We start from the raw sequence: 16,503 nt of genomic DNA, 5'->3' as shown, positions 1-16,503 counted from the left end.
GATTAACATGGAAGAGAATATTAAAAAGCATGTCGACAGGCTTTTGCAATATATGAAGGACGAGGCATACAAGCCATTAACGGTTCAGGAGCTGGAATCCGCGTTGGATATTTCGGATTCTGCTGATTTTAAGGAATTTGTCAAAGCACTTGTGCAAATGGAGGAAAAGGGTCTTGTTGTAAGAACCCGAGCGAACCGCTATGGTCTTCCGCAAAAAATGAATCTAATCCGTGGCAAGTTGACAGGGCATGCAAAGGGATTTGCGTTTGTAATTCCTGAAGAGTCAGGGATGGATGATATTTTTATCCCGCCAACAGAAACGAATAATGCCATGCATGGGGATACCGTGCTAGTTAGAATTTCCTCTGAAAGCTCTGGCCAGCGCCGCGAGGGAAGTATTATCCGGATCATCGAGCGGGGTACGCAGCAAATTGTCGGTACTTATGTTGAAAGCAAAAGCTTTGGTTTCGTCATACCAGATGACAAAAAATTTGCTAGTGATATTTTTATCCCAAAAGAGGCATCAAAGGGTGCGGTCGAAGGACATAAGGTAGTCGTAAAGCTTACCTCCTATCCTGAGGGGAGAAAAAGTGCTGAGGGTGAAGTTATCTCAGTCCTTGGCCATAAAAATGACCCAGGTGTGGATATTCTGTCTGTCATACATAAGCACGGGTTACCGATGGCGTTTCCGGAAGAAGTTCTGCAACAGGCAAATGAGACACCAGACACAATCGATGAAAGTGAGCTAGAAAACCGCCGTGACCTTCGTGGCGAAACGATTGTGACGATTGACGGCGCGGACGCAAAAGACTTGGATGACGCTGTTACCGTTACGCAACTCGAAAATGGTAACTACAAGCTCGGCGTCCATATTGCCGATGTCAGCTATTATGTAAAAGAAGGCACGCCGATTGATGTCGAAGCTGCGGACCGGGCTACAAGTGTTTATTTAGTAGACCGTGTAATTCCGATGATTCCGCATCGGTTGTCTAACGGAATCTGTTCCCTTAATCCGAAGGTAGATCGTCTTGTGCTATCGTGTGAAATGGAAATCAACGAGGAAGGCCAAGTCGTCTCTAATGAAATTTTTCAAAGCGTGATTAAAACGACTGAGCGGATGACGTATTACGATGTCAACCGGATACTTGTGGATAAGGACGAGGAAACCCGGGCGCGCTACGAGGCGTTGGTACCAATGTTCGAATTGATGGGTGAATTAGCTGCGATTCTCCGTGCTAAACGAATGAAGCGGGGCGCGATTGATTTTGACTTTAAAGAGTCGAAAGTATTGGTCGATGAAGAAGGAAAGCCATCCGATGTGGTCTTGCGCGAACGTTCAGTGGCGGAACGCCTGATTGAGGAATTCATGCTGGCGGCCAACGAAACAGTTGCCGAGCATTTCCACTGGATGGAGGTCCCGTTCATTTACCGTATTCACGAAGATCCGAAGGAAGATAAGCTGCGCAAGTTTTTCGAGTTTATCACTAACTTTGGTTATATCGTGAAGGGGACGGCAAACAACGTCCACCCGCGGGCGTTGCAGGAAATTATTGAAGAGGTCCAGGGAAAGCCCGAGGAAATGGTCGTTTCCACGGTAATGCTCCGCTCGATGCAGCAGGCAAAATATGATCCGGAAAATCTTGGCCACTTCGGGTTATCAGCCCAGTTTTACACCCATTTCACCTCGCCAATCCGCCGTTATCCGGATACGATTGTGCACCGGTTGATTCGGACTTATATCATTGAAGGAAAACTAGATGAGGCTACAAGGGCAAAATGGAATGCCGAACTTCCAGATATTGCAATGCATTCTTCAAAAATGGAGCGCCGTGCCGTTGATGCTGAGCGTGAAACCGATGAATTGAAAAAAGCGGAGTATATGGAAGACAAGATTGGCGAAGAGTACGATGGAATCATCAGCTCCGTCACGAATTTCGGATTGTTTGTCGAGCTGCCGAATACGATCGAAGGCCTTGTCCATGTCAGCTACATGACCGATGATTATTACCGTTTTGATGAGCGCCATTATGCGATGATTGGCGAGCGGACCGGGAATGTGTTCCGCATCGGTGATGAAATTACCGTTCGGGTAGTTAAGGTCAATAAAGAGGAGCGCTCAATTGATTTTGAAATTGTCGGTATGAAGGGCACGCCACGGCGTGAGCGTTCTACTGTGCCAAAGGTCTTTAAGACGGGCAGCAATGAGTCCAAGCCACGCCGGAATAAGCAGGGTGAGCGAGGGCAGCAAGGCGGCCGTGGAGGCAAACAAGGCGACCGCAAATCCGATGCCGGCGGCGGTGGCGGCCAGGGCGACGGAAAGTCGAAAAAGAAACGCAAATTTTTTGAGAACGTTCCGAAAAACAAAAGCACGAAGCGGAAGAAAAAGAAATATTAGGGGAGAGCCTGTTTTGGGCTCTCTTTATTAACTTTAATTGAGTATGAAGACCAAAACTCAGTTGTGCGAGCTGGAAAATGTCCTTCATGAGGCGGATGAAGGACAAAATGGAGTGGTGCTAATCGTAAAATGTCCTTCATAAGGCGGATGAAGGACAAAGTGCAAAGAAATGCAGAGGTGCAAGGCTAAAAAATGTCTTTCATCCACCACATCACCCTTTCACCCTCTTTTCTAATTGTATAGACTCACCCGTTCTGTTAAAATTAACACGTAAATGAGGTGAAAATTATGCCAAAAGGTGAAGGAAAAGTAGTCGCCCAGAATAAAAAGGCTTATCATGACTATTTTATCGAAGAAACATATGAGGCTGGAATTGTCCTGCAGGGAACGGAGATCAAGTCCATCCGTGCTGGAAAGGTGAACTTAAAAGACTCCTACGCACGGATTCAGAATGGAGAAATCACTCTTATCGGAGTGCATATCAGCCCATATGAGCAAGGAAACCGCTACAATCATGACCCGGAACGAGAACGAAAGCTGCTGCTTCATAAGCGCGAGATTTTAAAGCTTTTTGGAGATACTAGAGAAGCGGGCTATTCTTTAATACCATTAAAGCTTTATTTAAAAAATGGTTTTTGCAAAGTGCTGCTTGGGCTTGCAAAAGGTAAAAAGAACTACGATAAGCGTGAGTCCTTGAAGCAAAAAGAAGCAAAACGCGAAATCGAGCGCGCATTCCGCGATCGCCAGAAAATGTAGGACCATTAAACCTCACAAACAAAGTTGGTTTGCCTTACAAATAATTACAATTGAAAAACGCATTAAATGTGTTATAATAAATTTGTCGCTGAGATGAGCGGCAAACAACTTAGCTCAGGCAACTTGCCAGTTTCCTAACGTCTTGCTTCATAAAAGCAACTTTTTATATGGGGACGCTACGGATTCGACAGGGGTAGTTCGAGCTTGGGTTGCGAGTCGAGGGGATCGGCCTCGTTAAAACGTCAAAGCCTATAACTGGCAAAACTAACAACAACTTAGCTTTCGCAGCTTAATACTGCATAGCTGTTCGCCCCTCCATCGCCTATGTGGTAGGGTAGCGGACTCACTCTAAGTAGGCTACGCCGGAGCCCACCGTCTGAGGGCGAAGGAAGAGAACAACCAGACTAGCTTACCGGACGCCCGTCGATAGGCATATGGATCAGCGAAGCGCGAATATATCGACTACACTCGTAGAAGCTTAAGTGCCGATATCTTTGGACGCGGGTTCGATTAGTAATTAGTCGCCTTATGTGGTAACACATAAGTGAAAATCCGGCTTTATCGGTGAAACCTACGTCGCTTTAAAAAGCGATAAGGCAATGCCGAGCGGTATGTGGAGCAATCCAACAGCCGTGTATCGACTTATAGGCTGCCATTCGAAAATGGTAGTACTAAGATGCGAAATCCTGTCATAATGGACAAATATATGATTCGCATAAGACGCCGGAGGACCTGTAATAAATGCAGGTTCAAGATATAGTCAGTGCCATGTCGAAAGCATGGAAACGCACGTCCCGCCGTCTCCACCATACATAAGGTGGATACAAGGTCAGCAGAAATGCTGGTCTTTTTTTATGCTCTTTTTTCTCAGGCAGTACGCAGAGACACGGTGTTTAGAAAGTTTGGCGAACTAGAACCAAGCGATATTTTTATCCTTGAATTCCCTTATGGTACTTTTAAATACAAAATGGCTTCTTCGAAAATTGTCGATAAAAATGATCGGACCATCATTAGAAAGGCGGGCAAGGAGGAATTGGTCCTTTCCACCCGTTCCATTTTGTCGGCAAAGCGCCGGAACGATATATCATTTATGCCTATCCGGTTAAGTAAACCGGCTTTTTTTATACACAAAAAAAGGAAATTCTGAATTAGATGGAGAATATTTGATTACAAAAGGAATCATCTAGAAAATTTGATTCGAAATTTCATCAGCTTTTTTTAAAAATGGAGGGAGCCCCATTGGAAACGGAGAACTTCTTTAATTCTGAAGTCCTGAAAAAGAACGGAATGAACAAATCAGATATCGTCCATATTCTAATATCAAGTTTTCAAGGCAGCTATGATGGTGTATATGTTGCTGATAAAAATGGTGTCGGCGTCATGGTCAACCAGGCTTACTCCAAAATAACCGGTGTAAAAAACAATGAGCTGCTAGGAAAAAGCATGGAGACCGTGGTAAAAGAAGGGATTGTTTCCGAGTCTGTTACGTTAAAAGTGTTGGATGAAAAAAGACCGGTCACGATTATTCAAACCGTTAGGGGCAAGGAACTGCTTGTAACCGGGAGTCCGGTGTTCGACCCGGGCGGTGCCATATCGTTTGTCGTGACGAACGTAAGAGATATATCAGATTTAAACCAAATGAAAAACGCACTCTATCAATCTAGAAAATTAACGGAAAAATATTTAAGTGAAATTGAGGATTTAAAAAAACGGGAATTAATCCAGATGCATCTTGACGGGATTGTCGCGCAAAGCCAGGAAATTATAAAGGTTTACCATCTCGCAAGAAAAGTGGCCAAGGTTGATTCCGGTGTGCTGGTCTTGGGGGAGTCTGGAGTAGGGAAAGAGGTTATTGTCAATTATTTGCATAACGAAAGCGACCGGGCCGATAAGCCATTAATTAAAGTCAATTGCGGTGCCATTCCTAAACACCTACTTGAATCCGAACTATTTGGCTATGAAAAAGGGGCGTTTACCGGTGCGGACAGCCATGGAAAACCGGGGTTGTTTGAGCTGGCAAACGGGGGCACCATCTTTCTAGACGAGATTGGCGATATGCCGATCGATCTCCAGGTGAAATTATTAAGGGTACTGCAGGAGTTTGAAATCATGCGAGTCGGCGGCCGGAAAAGCATCAAAATTGATGTGCGGGTCATCTCGGCAACCCATATGAATCTAGAGGAAATGGTGGATAAAAATGATTTCCGAAGGGACCTTTATTACCGGCTAAACATCGTTCCTATCCGGATTCCGCCATTAAGGGAAAGGAAAGCCGACATTGTGCCGCTTGCGTTCTATTTTTTAAATAAAACGAATAAAAAAAGCAAGCTGAATAAACGATTTCATCCAGAAATTCTTCAGTTTTTTGAAAAATATCACTGGCCAGGAAATATCAGAGAATTGGAAAACTTGGTGGAAAGACTGGTTATTACCTCCGATCATGACGAAATCCATATTAAAGATCTGCCGCCAAATTTACTCAGAGGTTTGGAAAAAACAACAACAGAAAAGGGAAAGTTAAAGGAAATTTTGGCCAATGTGGAGCGGAAGATCATAAAAGAACAAATGGAGGAATCCAGGACGACCAGGCGTGCTGCGATGGAATTAGGAATTAGTCAGTCTGCGCTAGTAAAAAAGATGCAAAAGTTAGGTATATAAAATTTTTGATGAAAAAAGGAATCAAACCTCATCAACTATATTCAAGAGCCGACGTTCATTTGTCGGCTTTTTTCTGTTCATTTCAACATTGTTTGACAAGATCCTTCAGTGAGTTTTGTCGAATAATATCTAAATATTAAATATTTTCTATCTATTCAAAAATTGGCACGATAATTGCATTATAAAAGGATGGATTGTCATAAAAAAAATAAATTCGACGGAAGGTGATGAAAATTGATGAATTTCCCAACTTTTGAGCTGAATGGAAAAGTGGCCCTTGTAACTGGAGGAAGTAAAGGAATTGGCTTAGGTATGGCACAAGCTTTGGGTCGTTATGGGGCAACTGTTGTCATTACCAGCCGGGGGGCTGATGAAGGAGAAACGGCCGTCCAACAATTAAAGGAAGAGGGCATGAATGCGGCTTATATTCAAGCCGATGTGACAAAAAAGGAGCAGGTAGAAAGGCTTGTTAATGAAATCGTCGAGCGCTTTGGCTCGCTTGATATCTTGGTCAACAATGCCGGCATGAATATCCGCAAGCCATTGGTCGAAGTGGAAGAAAGCGATTGGGACCGAGTTTTGGGGGTCAATTTAAAAGGGATTTTTCTGGTCGGGCAGGCCTGTGCCAAGCAGATGATCAAACAAAACTACGGAAGAATCATAAACATCTCCTCCATTTTTGGAAGCGTGGGAATGTCGTTTCAAACTTCCTATGCTGCCAGTAAAGGCGGCATTAATCAATTAACAAAAATCTGGGCTGAGGAATTGGCACCAAATAATATTACTGTCAATGCGATTGGACCTGGCTATATTATGACGCCGATGACGCAGGATTGGCTTTCCGATCCTGAGCGGGTCGAAAAAATCGTCAACTCTACAATGATCAAAAGATTTGGGGAAATATCAGACCTCGTTGGTCCAGTCGTGTTCTTGGCATCTGATACATCAAAATATGTGACAGGCCAAGTGCTCCACGTCGACGGCGGTTGGACGGCACGTTAAAGGAGGTTTACTACATGAAGATCGTAAAAGAAACCCATTTTAACCGAGAACTAAAAGTATTTGAGAACCGGCCCCGGAATCTTTTTGCAATGTTGGAGGAAGCAGCCCGGAAGTACCCTGAACACGAAGCGCTGGTCATGAACGGAGTACGATTAACCTACAAAGAAACGCACGATAAAGTGCTAGAAATTGCCGGTAATTTACAAAGTTCCTTATGTGTAAAAAAAGGGGACAGAGTTGCCCTGTTACTGGGGAACAGCATCGAATTTAGTTTGCTGGTGTTTGCCTGTGCCAAATTGGGGGCCATTTTTGTACCGTTAAATACTCGTTTAAAGGAAAACGAGCTTTCTTATATGCTGCAGCAATCAGGCAGCAAGATTTTGTTTGTCGATGATGAATTTTTAGAAACAGTCGAAAGCATGAGAGACAGCAGTTCAATCGATTCAATCCAAAATTTCTTTTTAATCGGAAATAAAACGCCTAAACGGAAAGACTATTTACCTTTTGAAATTCTCGAGCAGCCTGCTTCGGTTACTGAGTTTCCTGTTTCAGAGGATGACCCACTATTTATTATGTATACATCTGGAACTACCGGATTGCCAAAGGGAGCGGTGGGCAGCCATATAGGGGCCATACACAGTTCCATCAATTATGAAACAGTATTTAAAACAACGCACAAGGCGAAGACGCTGATTGCGGTTCCGCTCTTTCATGTGACCGGATTGATTGGCCAGCTTTTTCATATGGTACGAGTGGGCGGCACATCCGTGATCATAAGGAGATTTAAGACGGAGGAATTCATCCGATTGACAGTCGAAGAGCGGGTAACATTTTTGTTCAATGTTCCAACCATCTATGTCATGATGATGGCCCATCAGGAATTCTCATTATACAGCTACACAAATGTTAACTGTATCGCGTACGGCGGCGCCCCGATGTCGACAGAAACCATTTATAAATTGAAAAAATATTTTCCAAACGCCTATTTACAAAATGCATATGGGGCTACGGAGACTTCATCACCCGCAACGCTTATGCCACGGTCATATAGCGATGCGAAATTTCAATCGGTCGGCATGCCCGTGCCGGTTGGCGAGTTAAAGGTCGTAAATGATAACGATGAGCTATGCCCGCCGGGAGAAGTCGGAGAACTATTAATTAAGGGGCCAATGGTAGTAGAGGGCTATTGGGATAATGAAGCAGCAAATCAAACCTCTTTTGTTGATGGATTTTGGCGTTCCGGCGACCTAGCCAAAATGGATGAGGACGGCTTTGTTTATATAGTTGACCGGAAAAAAGACCTGATTAACCGCGGTGGTGAAAAAATCTTTTCCATTGAGGTTGAGAATGTCCTTTATAATCACCCAAAGGTGCATGAAGCGGCCGTTTTAGGCGTTCCTGATGCTATTTTTGGGGAAGTTGTCAAAGCAGTGATTGTACCAAAAAATCAGGAAGTCATCGACCCGCAGGAAATCAAAGATTTTGTGGCGGAAAGATTAGCAAATTACAAGGTTCCGAAACTAATAGAATTTGTTTCCGAGCTGCCCCGCAACCCTGGGGGGAAAGTTTTAAAGAACGCATTGAAGAATCTGCAAAGCTAATTTTACATTCGAAAGGATTTGATTCCAATGTCCACTGTGGCAAAAAAAGCTTGGAAATATCGTTATGTCGTTCTTGTCATTCTTTGGTTAGTCTACATTATTAATTATTTTGACCGGATGGCCGTTCTTACCTTCCTTCCGTTTATCCAGAAGGATTTAAATCTGACGCCGGTTGAGGTTGGACAGCTTGCCTCCGTGTTTTTCTTTGCCTACGCAGCCGCGCAAATCAGCGCCGGATTTCTTGCCGATAAAATTGGCGCGAAAAAAGTTATGTATATTGCGATTACCGTATTCACCGCCGTTACAGCCGTAACCGGTATGGTGAAAAACTTCGCACAGTTTATAGCTCTCCGAATCGGTTTAGGTCTAGGAGAAGGCCATCATTTTGCACCGGCTATCCGTGCCATCAATAACTGGTTCCCATTCAAGGAAAGAGGACGGGCCGTTTCGTTTTTTGCCACCTCTTGGGCTGTTGCGCCGGCGATTGTTCCGGTCATCGTTACCAGCATTTCTGTTTACTTTTTTGCAGGTGCATGGCGCCCTGTATTCTACGTTCTTGCCATCCCGGGTGCACTTGGAATCTTTTTATTATGGCGTTTTGTAGCGGATTCTCCAAAAGAGTTGATCGCAAAGGGAAGACTGAGCAAGGACGAAGATATTGAAGATGGAGCGGTTTCTGCCACTCTTACAAAAGAAGAGAAAAGAAAGCAATACGGAGTTTTCTTAAAGGATAGCAATTTTTATGTGTATACTTTGTGCTTATTTTGCCAGCTGGCTGTCTATTGGGGTTCATCCACTTGGCTTACTTCTTTCTTAGTCACCCAACACGGATTAAATATTAAAGAAATGGGCTTTTTCGCATCTGCTCCTTACATCGTGGCATTCTTTGCGATGATGCTTGGCGGCTGGCTGATGGATAAGGTTCTTCATCGCATGAAACCTGTTGCCTTGATTGCCTATATCGGCTGTATACCTGTCCTATGGATGCTTGGTGCTGTTGAAAAAGGAAATACCGGCATGTTACTGACGCTCCTTTTACTTACTGGTTTCTTTGTTAACTTAAATTTCGGTTCCATCTATGCTTATCTGCCAAAGCGCTATCCAAAAGAAATTGTCGGAAGTGCAACCGGATTAGCAAATGGTATCGGCCAATTAGGTTCTTTTGTGTCGCCACTGGTTGCTGGCTATTTAGTAAAAGTGGGCGCGAATGGTTCTCAGGATTTTAGCGGCGTCTTCATCTTCTTCGCTCTTACTGCAGCGGTGGCCGCTGTGTGTGCAATTATTCTGAAAGAGAAGCAGATTCATCCGCTTGCAGTAGTAAAAAATGAGAAATCAGTAATTTAATCTTTAGAAAATAGGGACGAAGTCTTTCTAGGCATATTCGTTCCCGATATTTGATGCAAGGAGGACAAATCGTGCCAACAAATACAGCAAATAAAGAGGCATCTCTTCTTGAAAAAGAACAGAAGCGCTGGGAAAGATTTTTCAAAACCCTTAACAGTGGTGACTTTCAATTCGGTCATACGTCCAGACAATTAGTTTGGAAAAAGAATAAAGCCACCTTATGGCACTATCCGGCACAAACAAAAAAATACGATGTCCCGATTTTCATTGTGTATTCGCTGTTCAATCAGCCAACCATTCTTGATTTTGCCCCAGGCTCAAGTGTTCTCGAAGGACTGGTAAACAGGGGGTATGATGTCTATTTATTAGACTGGGGCGTCGCAGGTTACGAAGATAAAAATATTTCAATTGAAGATTATGTAGCCAGCTATATCAAAAAAGCGGTTCAGCGGGCCTTGAGGCACTCTAGTGGGGAGGAAATATCGGTGGTCGGTTATTGTCTGGGCGGTACGTTGGCAGCGATGTATGCTTCAATAGCAGAGGAGCCGATCAAAAATTTAGTGACTGCTGCCGTTCCGATTGATTTTAGTGTGACGGCCACCGTTCCGGAAAACTGGGCGGAAGCGATGCTTGAAGGAAACATGAATCTCGACCGTTTTATCGAAGTGTATGGATTAGTACCGCCTGTTTATGTTGAGGCCATGTTCAGGTCGATCACTTCACCGGTCTACAACACCCCTTACACGCTCCTTTTATCACGGGCGCATGATCAAAGGTTTACGGAAAAATGGCATCGGATGAACACATGGACAAAGGGGCACGTCCCGTTAACCGGCGGAGCGTTTAAGCAGTTAAATGAAGACTTGTTTAAAGGAAATAAGCTGGTTAAAGGTGAGTTTACCATTCACGGCAAAAAAGCAGATTTAAAAAATATTAAGGCGAATCTATTGGCCGTCAGCATGAAAAGTGACAACCTGATTCCAGAAGAGCAAAGCAAGCCAATCATGGATGCAGTCTCAAGTAAAGATAAAACGTTTCTACGCATAGAGGGCGGACATGTCAACCTGGCGATGTCCGGAAAATTTGCCGGAATACTAGATGACTGGCTAAGTGAACGTTCGACGAAATAATAAATAGCAAGGTGGGGAAACACATGCAAAAGCTGCATTCAATTTATGAGATGGTAGATGTAGAAGAATCAGTCCAATTTTTGCAATCTCTTATCCAGGTAAACAGTGTAAATCCTGACGGGAATGAAAAAAGGGTCGCTGAGGCTATTGAAATGTTTTTAGCTTCATCCAAGCTTCAAGTGGAACTGGATGACCTAGGCGATAACCGGGCCAACTTGTTTGTTACTTATCCGGACACAAAAACAGACGAGAAGTATTTAGTTTACAGCGGTCATTTTGACACTGTTCCTCTTGGTAAAGTAGAGTGGCAGCATGGTCCTTTTTCCGGGGAAATCGTCGGTAACAAAATGTATGGCCGCGGCACTACTGACATGAAAGCTGGAGTTGCCGCGATGATTCTGGCGATGGATTATTTATCCCGTGCCGGTGTGAAACTAAAGGGTAAGCTGCAGTTTGTTGGAACTGCTGGAGAAGAGGTGGACGGCTATGGTGCCAAGACGGTTGTCCAAAAGGGACAGATTGACAAGGCTACAGCCATGGTCATCTCGGAGCCAAGCGAAAACGAAATCTATACCGCTCATAAAGGGTGCTTGTGGCTGGAGATTACTACGAATGGAAAAACTGCCCACGGCTCCATGCCGGATCAAGGTGTTAACGCCATTTTGGCCATGAATGATTTCATCAATGCGCTTCTTAAGTATGAGTTTTTCTATACACCGCATCCAATCTTAGGGCATCCGACACTAAATATCGGCACCATTGAAGGCGGCGTCAAGACAAATGTTGTGCCTGACCAATGCAGTGTGACACTGGATATTCGAACAGTCCCAGGGCAGGATATTGACCGGATTTTAAAAGATATTGATGAGATGCTGAAGGGTATCGCTGAAAAAACAAAGGCATCGTACCAAGTCAAAATAATTAATCGAATGGAATCGGTTAATACTCCAGTGTCAGATGAGTTTGTCCAAATGGCGGTCCGAACCGGTAAAAAAGAGCTAAACCTTGACTTGCAGCCAGCAGGAGTCAACTATTATACAGATGCTTCTGTTTATCAACCGCATCTACAGATTCCGACATTCATCTTTGGCCCGGGGCACCCAAAACTTGCACATCAGCCGGATGAATATGTGGAAATTAACAAGTTCATCGAATCCATACGTTATTTTATGGCACTGGCCATTGAGTATTTAGGGGAGAAATAAAAGAGCTGTAGGCTGTCTTATTTGGGGTCTGACCCTTTAAGACAGCCTCCGGCTTTTATTTTTAATGCTTCAAATTCATGTTGTTATTCATGCCCATATTCATATTGGCGTTCATGTTCATGTTTTGCGTTTGTGGCAAAGCTTGTGCTGGTGCAAAGGAGTTAACAATTTGCGTCATATCCTGCTGGGCCAGCTGCGGTACCTGGTAATAATGGTTTTTATTCTGATAAATGGACAGCTCATAAGCCATTTCAATGCAGTTTGGCACAGAGTCTGCAAGCACGCGGCGGACAACCGGATTGGTCGTTTCACAGGCGGCCATTGTCTTATGTGTGGCACCGGACTTGCAAGCTGTTAGCATACAGCCTGAAATAAACTCATCGGAAATTTCCGTCATGTTCTGCATTGGTTTTTTCGGCTGAGTCGGAGTTAACCCATATACAAAGTCATTCCCCTGATTCATTTTATAGCTTTGCGTCGGCTTAGACGGATCCTGCCCGGATTGGAAGCACTCCCTTGTGATATTATATTCATCCTGAATGAATTGATATTGACGGTCTAAAATATCAAGAAGCTCCGGGTCCTTCACATGTGGACGCAGCATCAAATATTGATTTAAAGTCCCAATCGAGCCATTCAACACTTCATGGACATCAAACATTTCATGGCCGCCATGGTTAAGTTGCTGTGGTACAGCCCCTGTATGCATGTTTTGGTGCATTTGCCCCTGCTGATTCTGTATCATCAATCGAATCTCCTCCTCAAAAAAATTGGACACAGCCACTCATTATTTTGGATAAAGCGGGAATTGTTATTCGCTTTTGGGTTTTAAAAAAATCTTCCACGTTCATAATGACAGATAGGAAATCTATAGAGGGTAGACGATATTTTCCAATCACTTGTTTTATAAGGCAAAAAAGGTGTATTGGCCAATACGGGAAGAAATAATTTTGACTTGGCTGTCTCAGAGGATTTCAATACCGCTTATCTGGGGTCAGAAATTCCGATTATACGAGACGGCAGTGTTGCGGATAAAACGTCCTTCCGCGATCTGTAAGCTGGAAGCGATTGAGGATAACGGGTGAGAAGTCGTGTTTTTACGGTAGGCCATCGTGCAGCATGCCGTTGCTGTGGCAGTACCACCTGAAAAGCCTGTACCTGCTGTTTAAAAAATTATTGTGTTCCAAGAGACATGAAATTTACGATTTCTTCGGTAAAAGGGAAGTTTCTTGATGCGGCACTGCATCAAGGCCAGTCCATTAATTTTAATTGTCGGAAAGGAACATGCGGGCAATGTACAGTTAAAGTTGTAGACAGTAGCACGGGTCTTACAAAGAGCATGCAAAACTCCAAAAGGAAATCCAAAATGGCTATCGCTTGGCTTGGCAGGCAGAAATTCTTTAAATGAAAAAACGAGGCCCACTGAGCGGAACCTCGTTTTTTTATTTACGTATGCATGCGATTATTCATATGAACTAAATTATCTTCAACAGAGAACGGAAAGGTAATATCGTGTTTCTTAAGTTCTGTCACACTGATATCACTAACAAGCTTGAGAGATTCTTTTTAAAGGATTGAGTTACAAATCCATCATTCACTTCACCTAATTTTTGTAAATATTGTAAGGTATCATGAAGCATCATTTGCTTAAAATAAGTATTATTCACAGCAGGCAGATTAATTTTATGAAGCAAGGGTTGTATGACAGCAATTTAATTCACGTGGTTAATGATGTTCTAGCTATTTTGGTGAATAGTACATTTTTACTCAACTAATTTTGAAGAATCACCTTGCGGGAAAACGCCAGTAGATATATCGTAAACTTTCATAAATTTTAAAGTAACAATTTTCCCTTCAACTTCAATGATTTGACATTCTAAAAGAACAGTATCTTCAAGTGGAATTAGATCTCCTTCTTTTAATTCTTTAGGACCTTTTTTATTGTAATCTCCAGAATCAATTACTTCGTTAGATAAACTAAACAAGTAAACAGTCCTTCCCACTTTTAAAATATTATCCAATGCAGCATTTATACTGTTATCTTTACCTTTTTTAAACATAAGAGAACCATCGGCATACTTTACTTTGATACTAGTATTATCATCTGAAATCACCAAATCATTATTATGAATTCTTTCCTTATCACCAGGATCTACTTTATTCCAGCCTTCAAGTATTGTCCCTTCTGCTCCATATTTGTTATCCAGGTTTATAAAAGGTAGTGCTTCCCCGTCCCATTGGCTGTTTTGAGCTACAGCACGCGCTGATATATCTGTGTCAGTAAATCCCAAAACTCGGGCAAAATTAAATGAAACATTCCTTTTTAATTTAACTTCTATCTTTGTTGGGTCGCTTTGATAAGAAGGATTAATAGAAGTAATCTCTGACTTTTTGACTCCATTTGCATTTGCATAGTTTTCTGCTGTGTTTTTAGCAGTACTTGCATTCGGCAGATCCTGTGCTCCGGCTAAAGCAGCAGAATCAGCGGCTTTTTGTAGATTACTCTTTTGAAAATACATATATCCAACATCAGTAACTAAGGATGTAAAACCAAGTAACGCTACAAGTGATACGGCAATTAGAACAAGGGACTGACCAGATTCTTCTCTGATAATATTTTTTAATTTAGTAAACATCCTTTACCTCACTTTTTGTCGTTCTTTAAAACGAATTATTTAGTTAAAATTTTTTTTATAGTTTTAGGTTCATTAGAATTTAACAATACAACCTATCTCAATTCCTAACTTTTTAATCGATCCATCCGGAAGTTCTAATGTGGAGTAGGCAGTTTTTACTGGTTTCGTCATTTTCCAGGGCTTCAAACTATGATAAACTTTTACAACTTCATTTTGTTTGTTAATAAAAACGATATCAATGGGAAATCTCACAAAAAACATATGCACCGCATTACAAGGAATAATCCAAAGTCCCTCATTAACGATAGGTTTCTTTCGAAACATTAACCCAATGACTCGCTTAATAATTGAATCTGCTAAATGTATCACGTAGGGGATGTGAACAATATTCTTTTCCATAGACGTGCTCCTTTCATTTTATATATTTATTATAATGAACAAAACGTTTTATTTAAAGAACGAAATAGTGAGAAATACCTAGAATTATTAAGGGAATTGATGAAAAATACTTAATATTACGCTAAAACGAACAAAAATGATAGTTTTCAAAACCCTAGGTTCATTATATATTTAATTCAGGTTCTAAATATAGAACAAAAGAATTCTAAAAAGAATAATAGGAGGAGAACAGAATGAACATTATTACAAAGTTGTGGAAAGAAGAAGAAGGACAGACTTTGTCAGAGTATGGTTTGATTATTGGATTGGTGGCTGCTGTTGTTGTTGCAGCAGTGGCATTATTGAGCACTGGTATTTCTGATGTATTTACAAACATTAAAGATAAACTTGTTGGTGCAATTTAATAGCTAAAATAAGAACTGTTATCTCTAGCCCTGCTCATCTAAAAAGAGGCAGGGCTTTCTTATAGGGAGGAAGGTAAAAACATGCAAATAATAGTTTTGGGAATTGTTCTAATAATTTGTCTCATAACTGATTTAAAATCAAGGAAAATATTAAATATAGTTACTGTACCAACAATTATCTTTGGATTTGTATATTCCATAATTATATCTGGCTTTAATGGACTTTTATTTAGCGGCAAAGGATTCCTAGTAGGCTTAAGCTTACTATTAATCCCATTTATTTTAGGTGGAATGGGTGCAGGGGATGTAAAGTTAATGGCAGCAATTGGGGCCTTAATGGGCACCGAATTTGTATTTTATTCGTTTATTTATACTGCACTGATTGGTGGAGTAATTGGTCTTTTATTAATCATAAAAAATAAAGGCTTTATACCCCTGCTTAAGTCTACTCTTTTTAATTTAGTATTTTTAAGAAGTAATCTTGGGGAGATTATTATATCTCAAGATAAAAAGGGGAGAATTTCATTTCCTTATGGAGTTGCAATTGCCCTTGGTACACTTTGCACACTGGTTTGGGGTGGATTTTAATGAAGTCGGAAAAAGGCCAATCACTAGTTGAATTTGCCTTAGTCTTACCGGTATTACTGTTACTTTTATTTGGAATTGTTGACTTTGGACGGATCCTCCATGCCTATCTTACGATTGATCACGCTGGTAGAGAAGCAGCTCGTGCTGCAAGTATTGGCAGTGCAAATATCGAACAAGTTGCTGTTGAAAATGCTGTAGGAATTAGTTTAACTACAGGAAATGTGAAAGTAACTAAAGGATCACCAACTTCAAACGATGTAACTATTGCTATTACCTACCCAATTACATTTCTTACACCAATAATCAGTAGTGTAATTGGGGAAGTTGAACTTAAGGATAAAACGGTAATGAGAGTTGAGTAATCAAGTTAAAATTGAAAAAACCA

At 41.9% G+C, this 16,503-nt stretch carries 16 protein-coding genes, 1 other RNA gene and 1 pseudogene; 15 read left to right on the top strand and 3 right to left on the bottom strand.

Features of this window, described 5'->3' with window-relative positions; translation table 11 throughout:
• The first annotated feature begins 7 nt into the window (after positions 1-7).
• The 10 genes from rnr to QNN06_RS26755 all read left to right on the top strand — a co-directional run bounded on the left by rnr (position 8) and on the right by QNN06_RS26755 (position 12,091).
• Positions 8-2,395 carry a ribonuclease R gene (rnr, locus tag QNN06_RS26795; protein WP_284036295.1) on the top strand — a complete coding sequence of 796 codons (2,388 nt, stop codon included), beginning with the start codon at positions 8-10 and terminating at the stop codon, positions 2,393-2,395.
• 288 nt (positions 2,396-2,683) lie between these two features.
• Positions 2,684-3,151: an SsrA-binding protein SmpB gene (gene smpB / locus QNN06_RS26790; RefSeq protein WP_213117765.1), complete on the top strand. Its 468-nt coding sequence runs from the start codon at positions 2,684-2,686 to the stop codon at positions 3,149-3,151.
• Between the two features lie 177 nt (positions 3,152-3,328).
• Positions 3,329-3,664, top strand: a transfer-messenger RNA (tmRNA) gene (ssrA, locus tag QNN06_RS26785).
• 325 nt (positions 3,665-3,989) lie between these two features.
• Positions 3,990-4,298 (top strand): sortase domain-containing protein, encoded by a 309-nt coding sequence (locus QNN06_RS31475; protein ID WP_372447599.1) that lies wholly within the window; start codon positions 3,990-3,992, stop codon positions 4,296-4,298.
• A gap of 92 nt (positions 4,299-4,390) precedes the next feature.
• Positions 4,391-5,809, top strand: coding sequence for a sigma-54 interaction domain-containing protein (locus tag QNN06_RS26780; RefSeq protein WP_249366606.1), 1,419 nt, complete (start codon positions 4,391-4,393; stop codon positions 5,807-5,809).
• Between the two features lie 237 nt (positions 5,810-6,046).
• Entirely contained in the window at positions 6,047-6,811 is a 765-nt protein-coding gene (locus tag QNN06_RS26775) for an SDR family NAD(P)-dependent oxidoreductase (RefSeq protein WP_213117767.1), read from the top strand.
• Positions 6,812-6,825: 14 nt separating this feature from the next.
• Positions 6,826-8,412 carry a class I adenylate-forming enzyme family protein gene (locus tag QNN06_RS26770; RefSeq protein WP_213117768.1) on the top strand — a complete coding sequence of 529 codons (1,587 nt, stop codon included), beginning with the start codon at positions 6,826-6,828 and terminating at the stop codon, positions 8,410-8,412.
• A gap of 27 nt (positions 8,413-8,439) precedes the next feature.
• Entirely contained in the window at positions 8,440-9,756 is a 1,317-nt protein-coding gene (locus tag QNN06_RS26765) for an MFS transporter (protein WP_284036294.1), read from the top strand.
• A gap of 71 nt (positions 9,757-9,827) precedes the next feature.
• On the top strand, positions 9,828-10,886 hold the full coding sequence (locus QNN06_RS26760) for an alpha/beta fold hydrolase (RefSeq protein ID WP_284036293.1): 1,059 nt from the start codon (positions 9,828-9,830) through the stop codon (positions 10,884-10,886).
• Positions 10,887-10,909: 23 nt separating this feature from the next.
• The gene (locus QNN06_RS26755; protein ID WP_284036292.1) at positions 10,910-12,091 is read left to right on the top strand and encodes a M20 family metallopeptidase; all 1,182 of its coding nucleotides are present in this window, start codon (positions 10,910-10,912) and stop codon (positions 12,089-12,091) included.
• A 61-nt stretch (positions 12,092-12,152) separates the two neighbouring features.
• Here the strand turns inward: QNN06_RS26755 and QNN06_RS26750 are convergent, their stop codons facing one another.
• Positions 12,153-12,836 (bottom strand): spore coat protein, encoded by a 684-nt coding sequence (locus tag QNN06_RS26750; RefSeq protein WP_284037982.1) that lies wholly within the window; start codon positions 12,834-12,836, stop codon positions 12,153-12,155.
• 165 nt (positions 12,837-13,001) lie between these two features.
• Here QNN06_RS26750 and QNN06_RS31470 point away from each other — a divergent pair.
• A pseudogene (locus tag QNN06_RS31470) lies at positions 13,002-13,176 on the top strand (bacteriocin); the annotation flags it as partial.
• Between the two features lie 107 nt (positions 13,177-13,283).
• The gene (locus QNN06_RS31465; RefSeq protein WP_217032158.1) at positions 13,284-13,499 is read left to right on the top strand and encodes a 2Fe-2S iron-sulfur cluster binding domain-containing protein; all 216 of its coding nucleotides are present in this window, start codon (positions 13,284-13,286) and stop codon (positions 13,497-13,499) included.
• A 355-nt stretch (positions 13,500-13,854) separates the two neighbouring features.
• Here QNN06_RS31465 and QNN06_RS26745 read toward each other — a convergent pair whose 3' ends face one another.
• On the bottom strand, positions 13,855-14,727 hold the full coding sequence (locus QNN06_RS26745; protein ID WP_213117772.1) for a pilus assembly protein TadG-related protein: 873 nt from the start codon (positions 14,725-14,727) through the stop codon (positions 13,855-13,857).
• Positions 14,728-14,799: 72 nt separating this feature from the next.
• A complete protein-coding gene (locus QNN06_RS26740) occupies positions 14,800-15,126 on the bottom strand; it encodes a DUF192 domain-containing protein (RefSeq protein WP_284036291.1) in 327 nt (108 codons plus the stop codon).
• Positions 15,127-15,359: 233 nt separating this feature from the next.
• Between QNN06_RS26740 and QNN06_RS26735 the strand changes: the two genes are divergently transcribed.
• The 3 genes from QNN06_RS26735 to QNN06_RS26725 all read left to right on the top strand — a co-directional run bounded on the left by QNN06_RS26735 (position 15,360) and on the right by QNN06_RS26725 (position 16,480).
• Positions 15,360-15,530 (top strand): Flp family type IVb pilin, encoded by a 171-nt coding sequence (locus tag QNN06_RS26735; protein ID WP_213117774.1) that lies wholly within the window; start codon positions 15,360-15,362, stop codon positions 15,528-15,530.
• An 81-nt stretch (positions 15,531-15,611) separates the two neighbouring features.
• Positions 15,612-16,118, top strand: coding sequence for an A24 family peptidase (locus QNN06_RS26730; RefSeq protein WP_213117775.1), 507 nt, complete (start codon positions 15,612-15,614; stop codon positions 16,116-16,118).
• A complete protein-coding gene (locus tag QNN06_RS26725) occupies positions 16,118-16,480 on the top strand; it encodes a TadE/TadG family type IV pilus assembly protein (RefSeq protein ID WP_213117776.1) in 363 nt (120 codons plus the stop codon). Before QNN06_RS26730 ends, QNN06_RS26725 begins: the two co-directional genes overlap by 1 nt.
• Positions 16,481-16,503: the final 23 nt, after the last annotated feature.

Origin of the sequence: Neobacillus sp. 114, assembly GCF_030127045.1 — a bacterium.
In the GTDB taxonomy this organism is placed as follows: domain Bacteria; phylum Bacillota; class Bacilli; order Bacillales; family Cytobacillaceae; genus Neobacillus; species Neobacillus rhizophilus.
The sequence above is the reverse complement of the archived record's forward strand: the minus strand, read 5'-3'. Positions and strand labels throughout refer to the sequence as shown.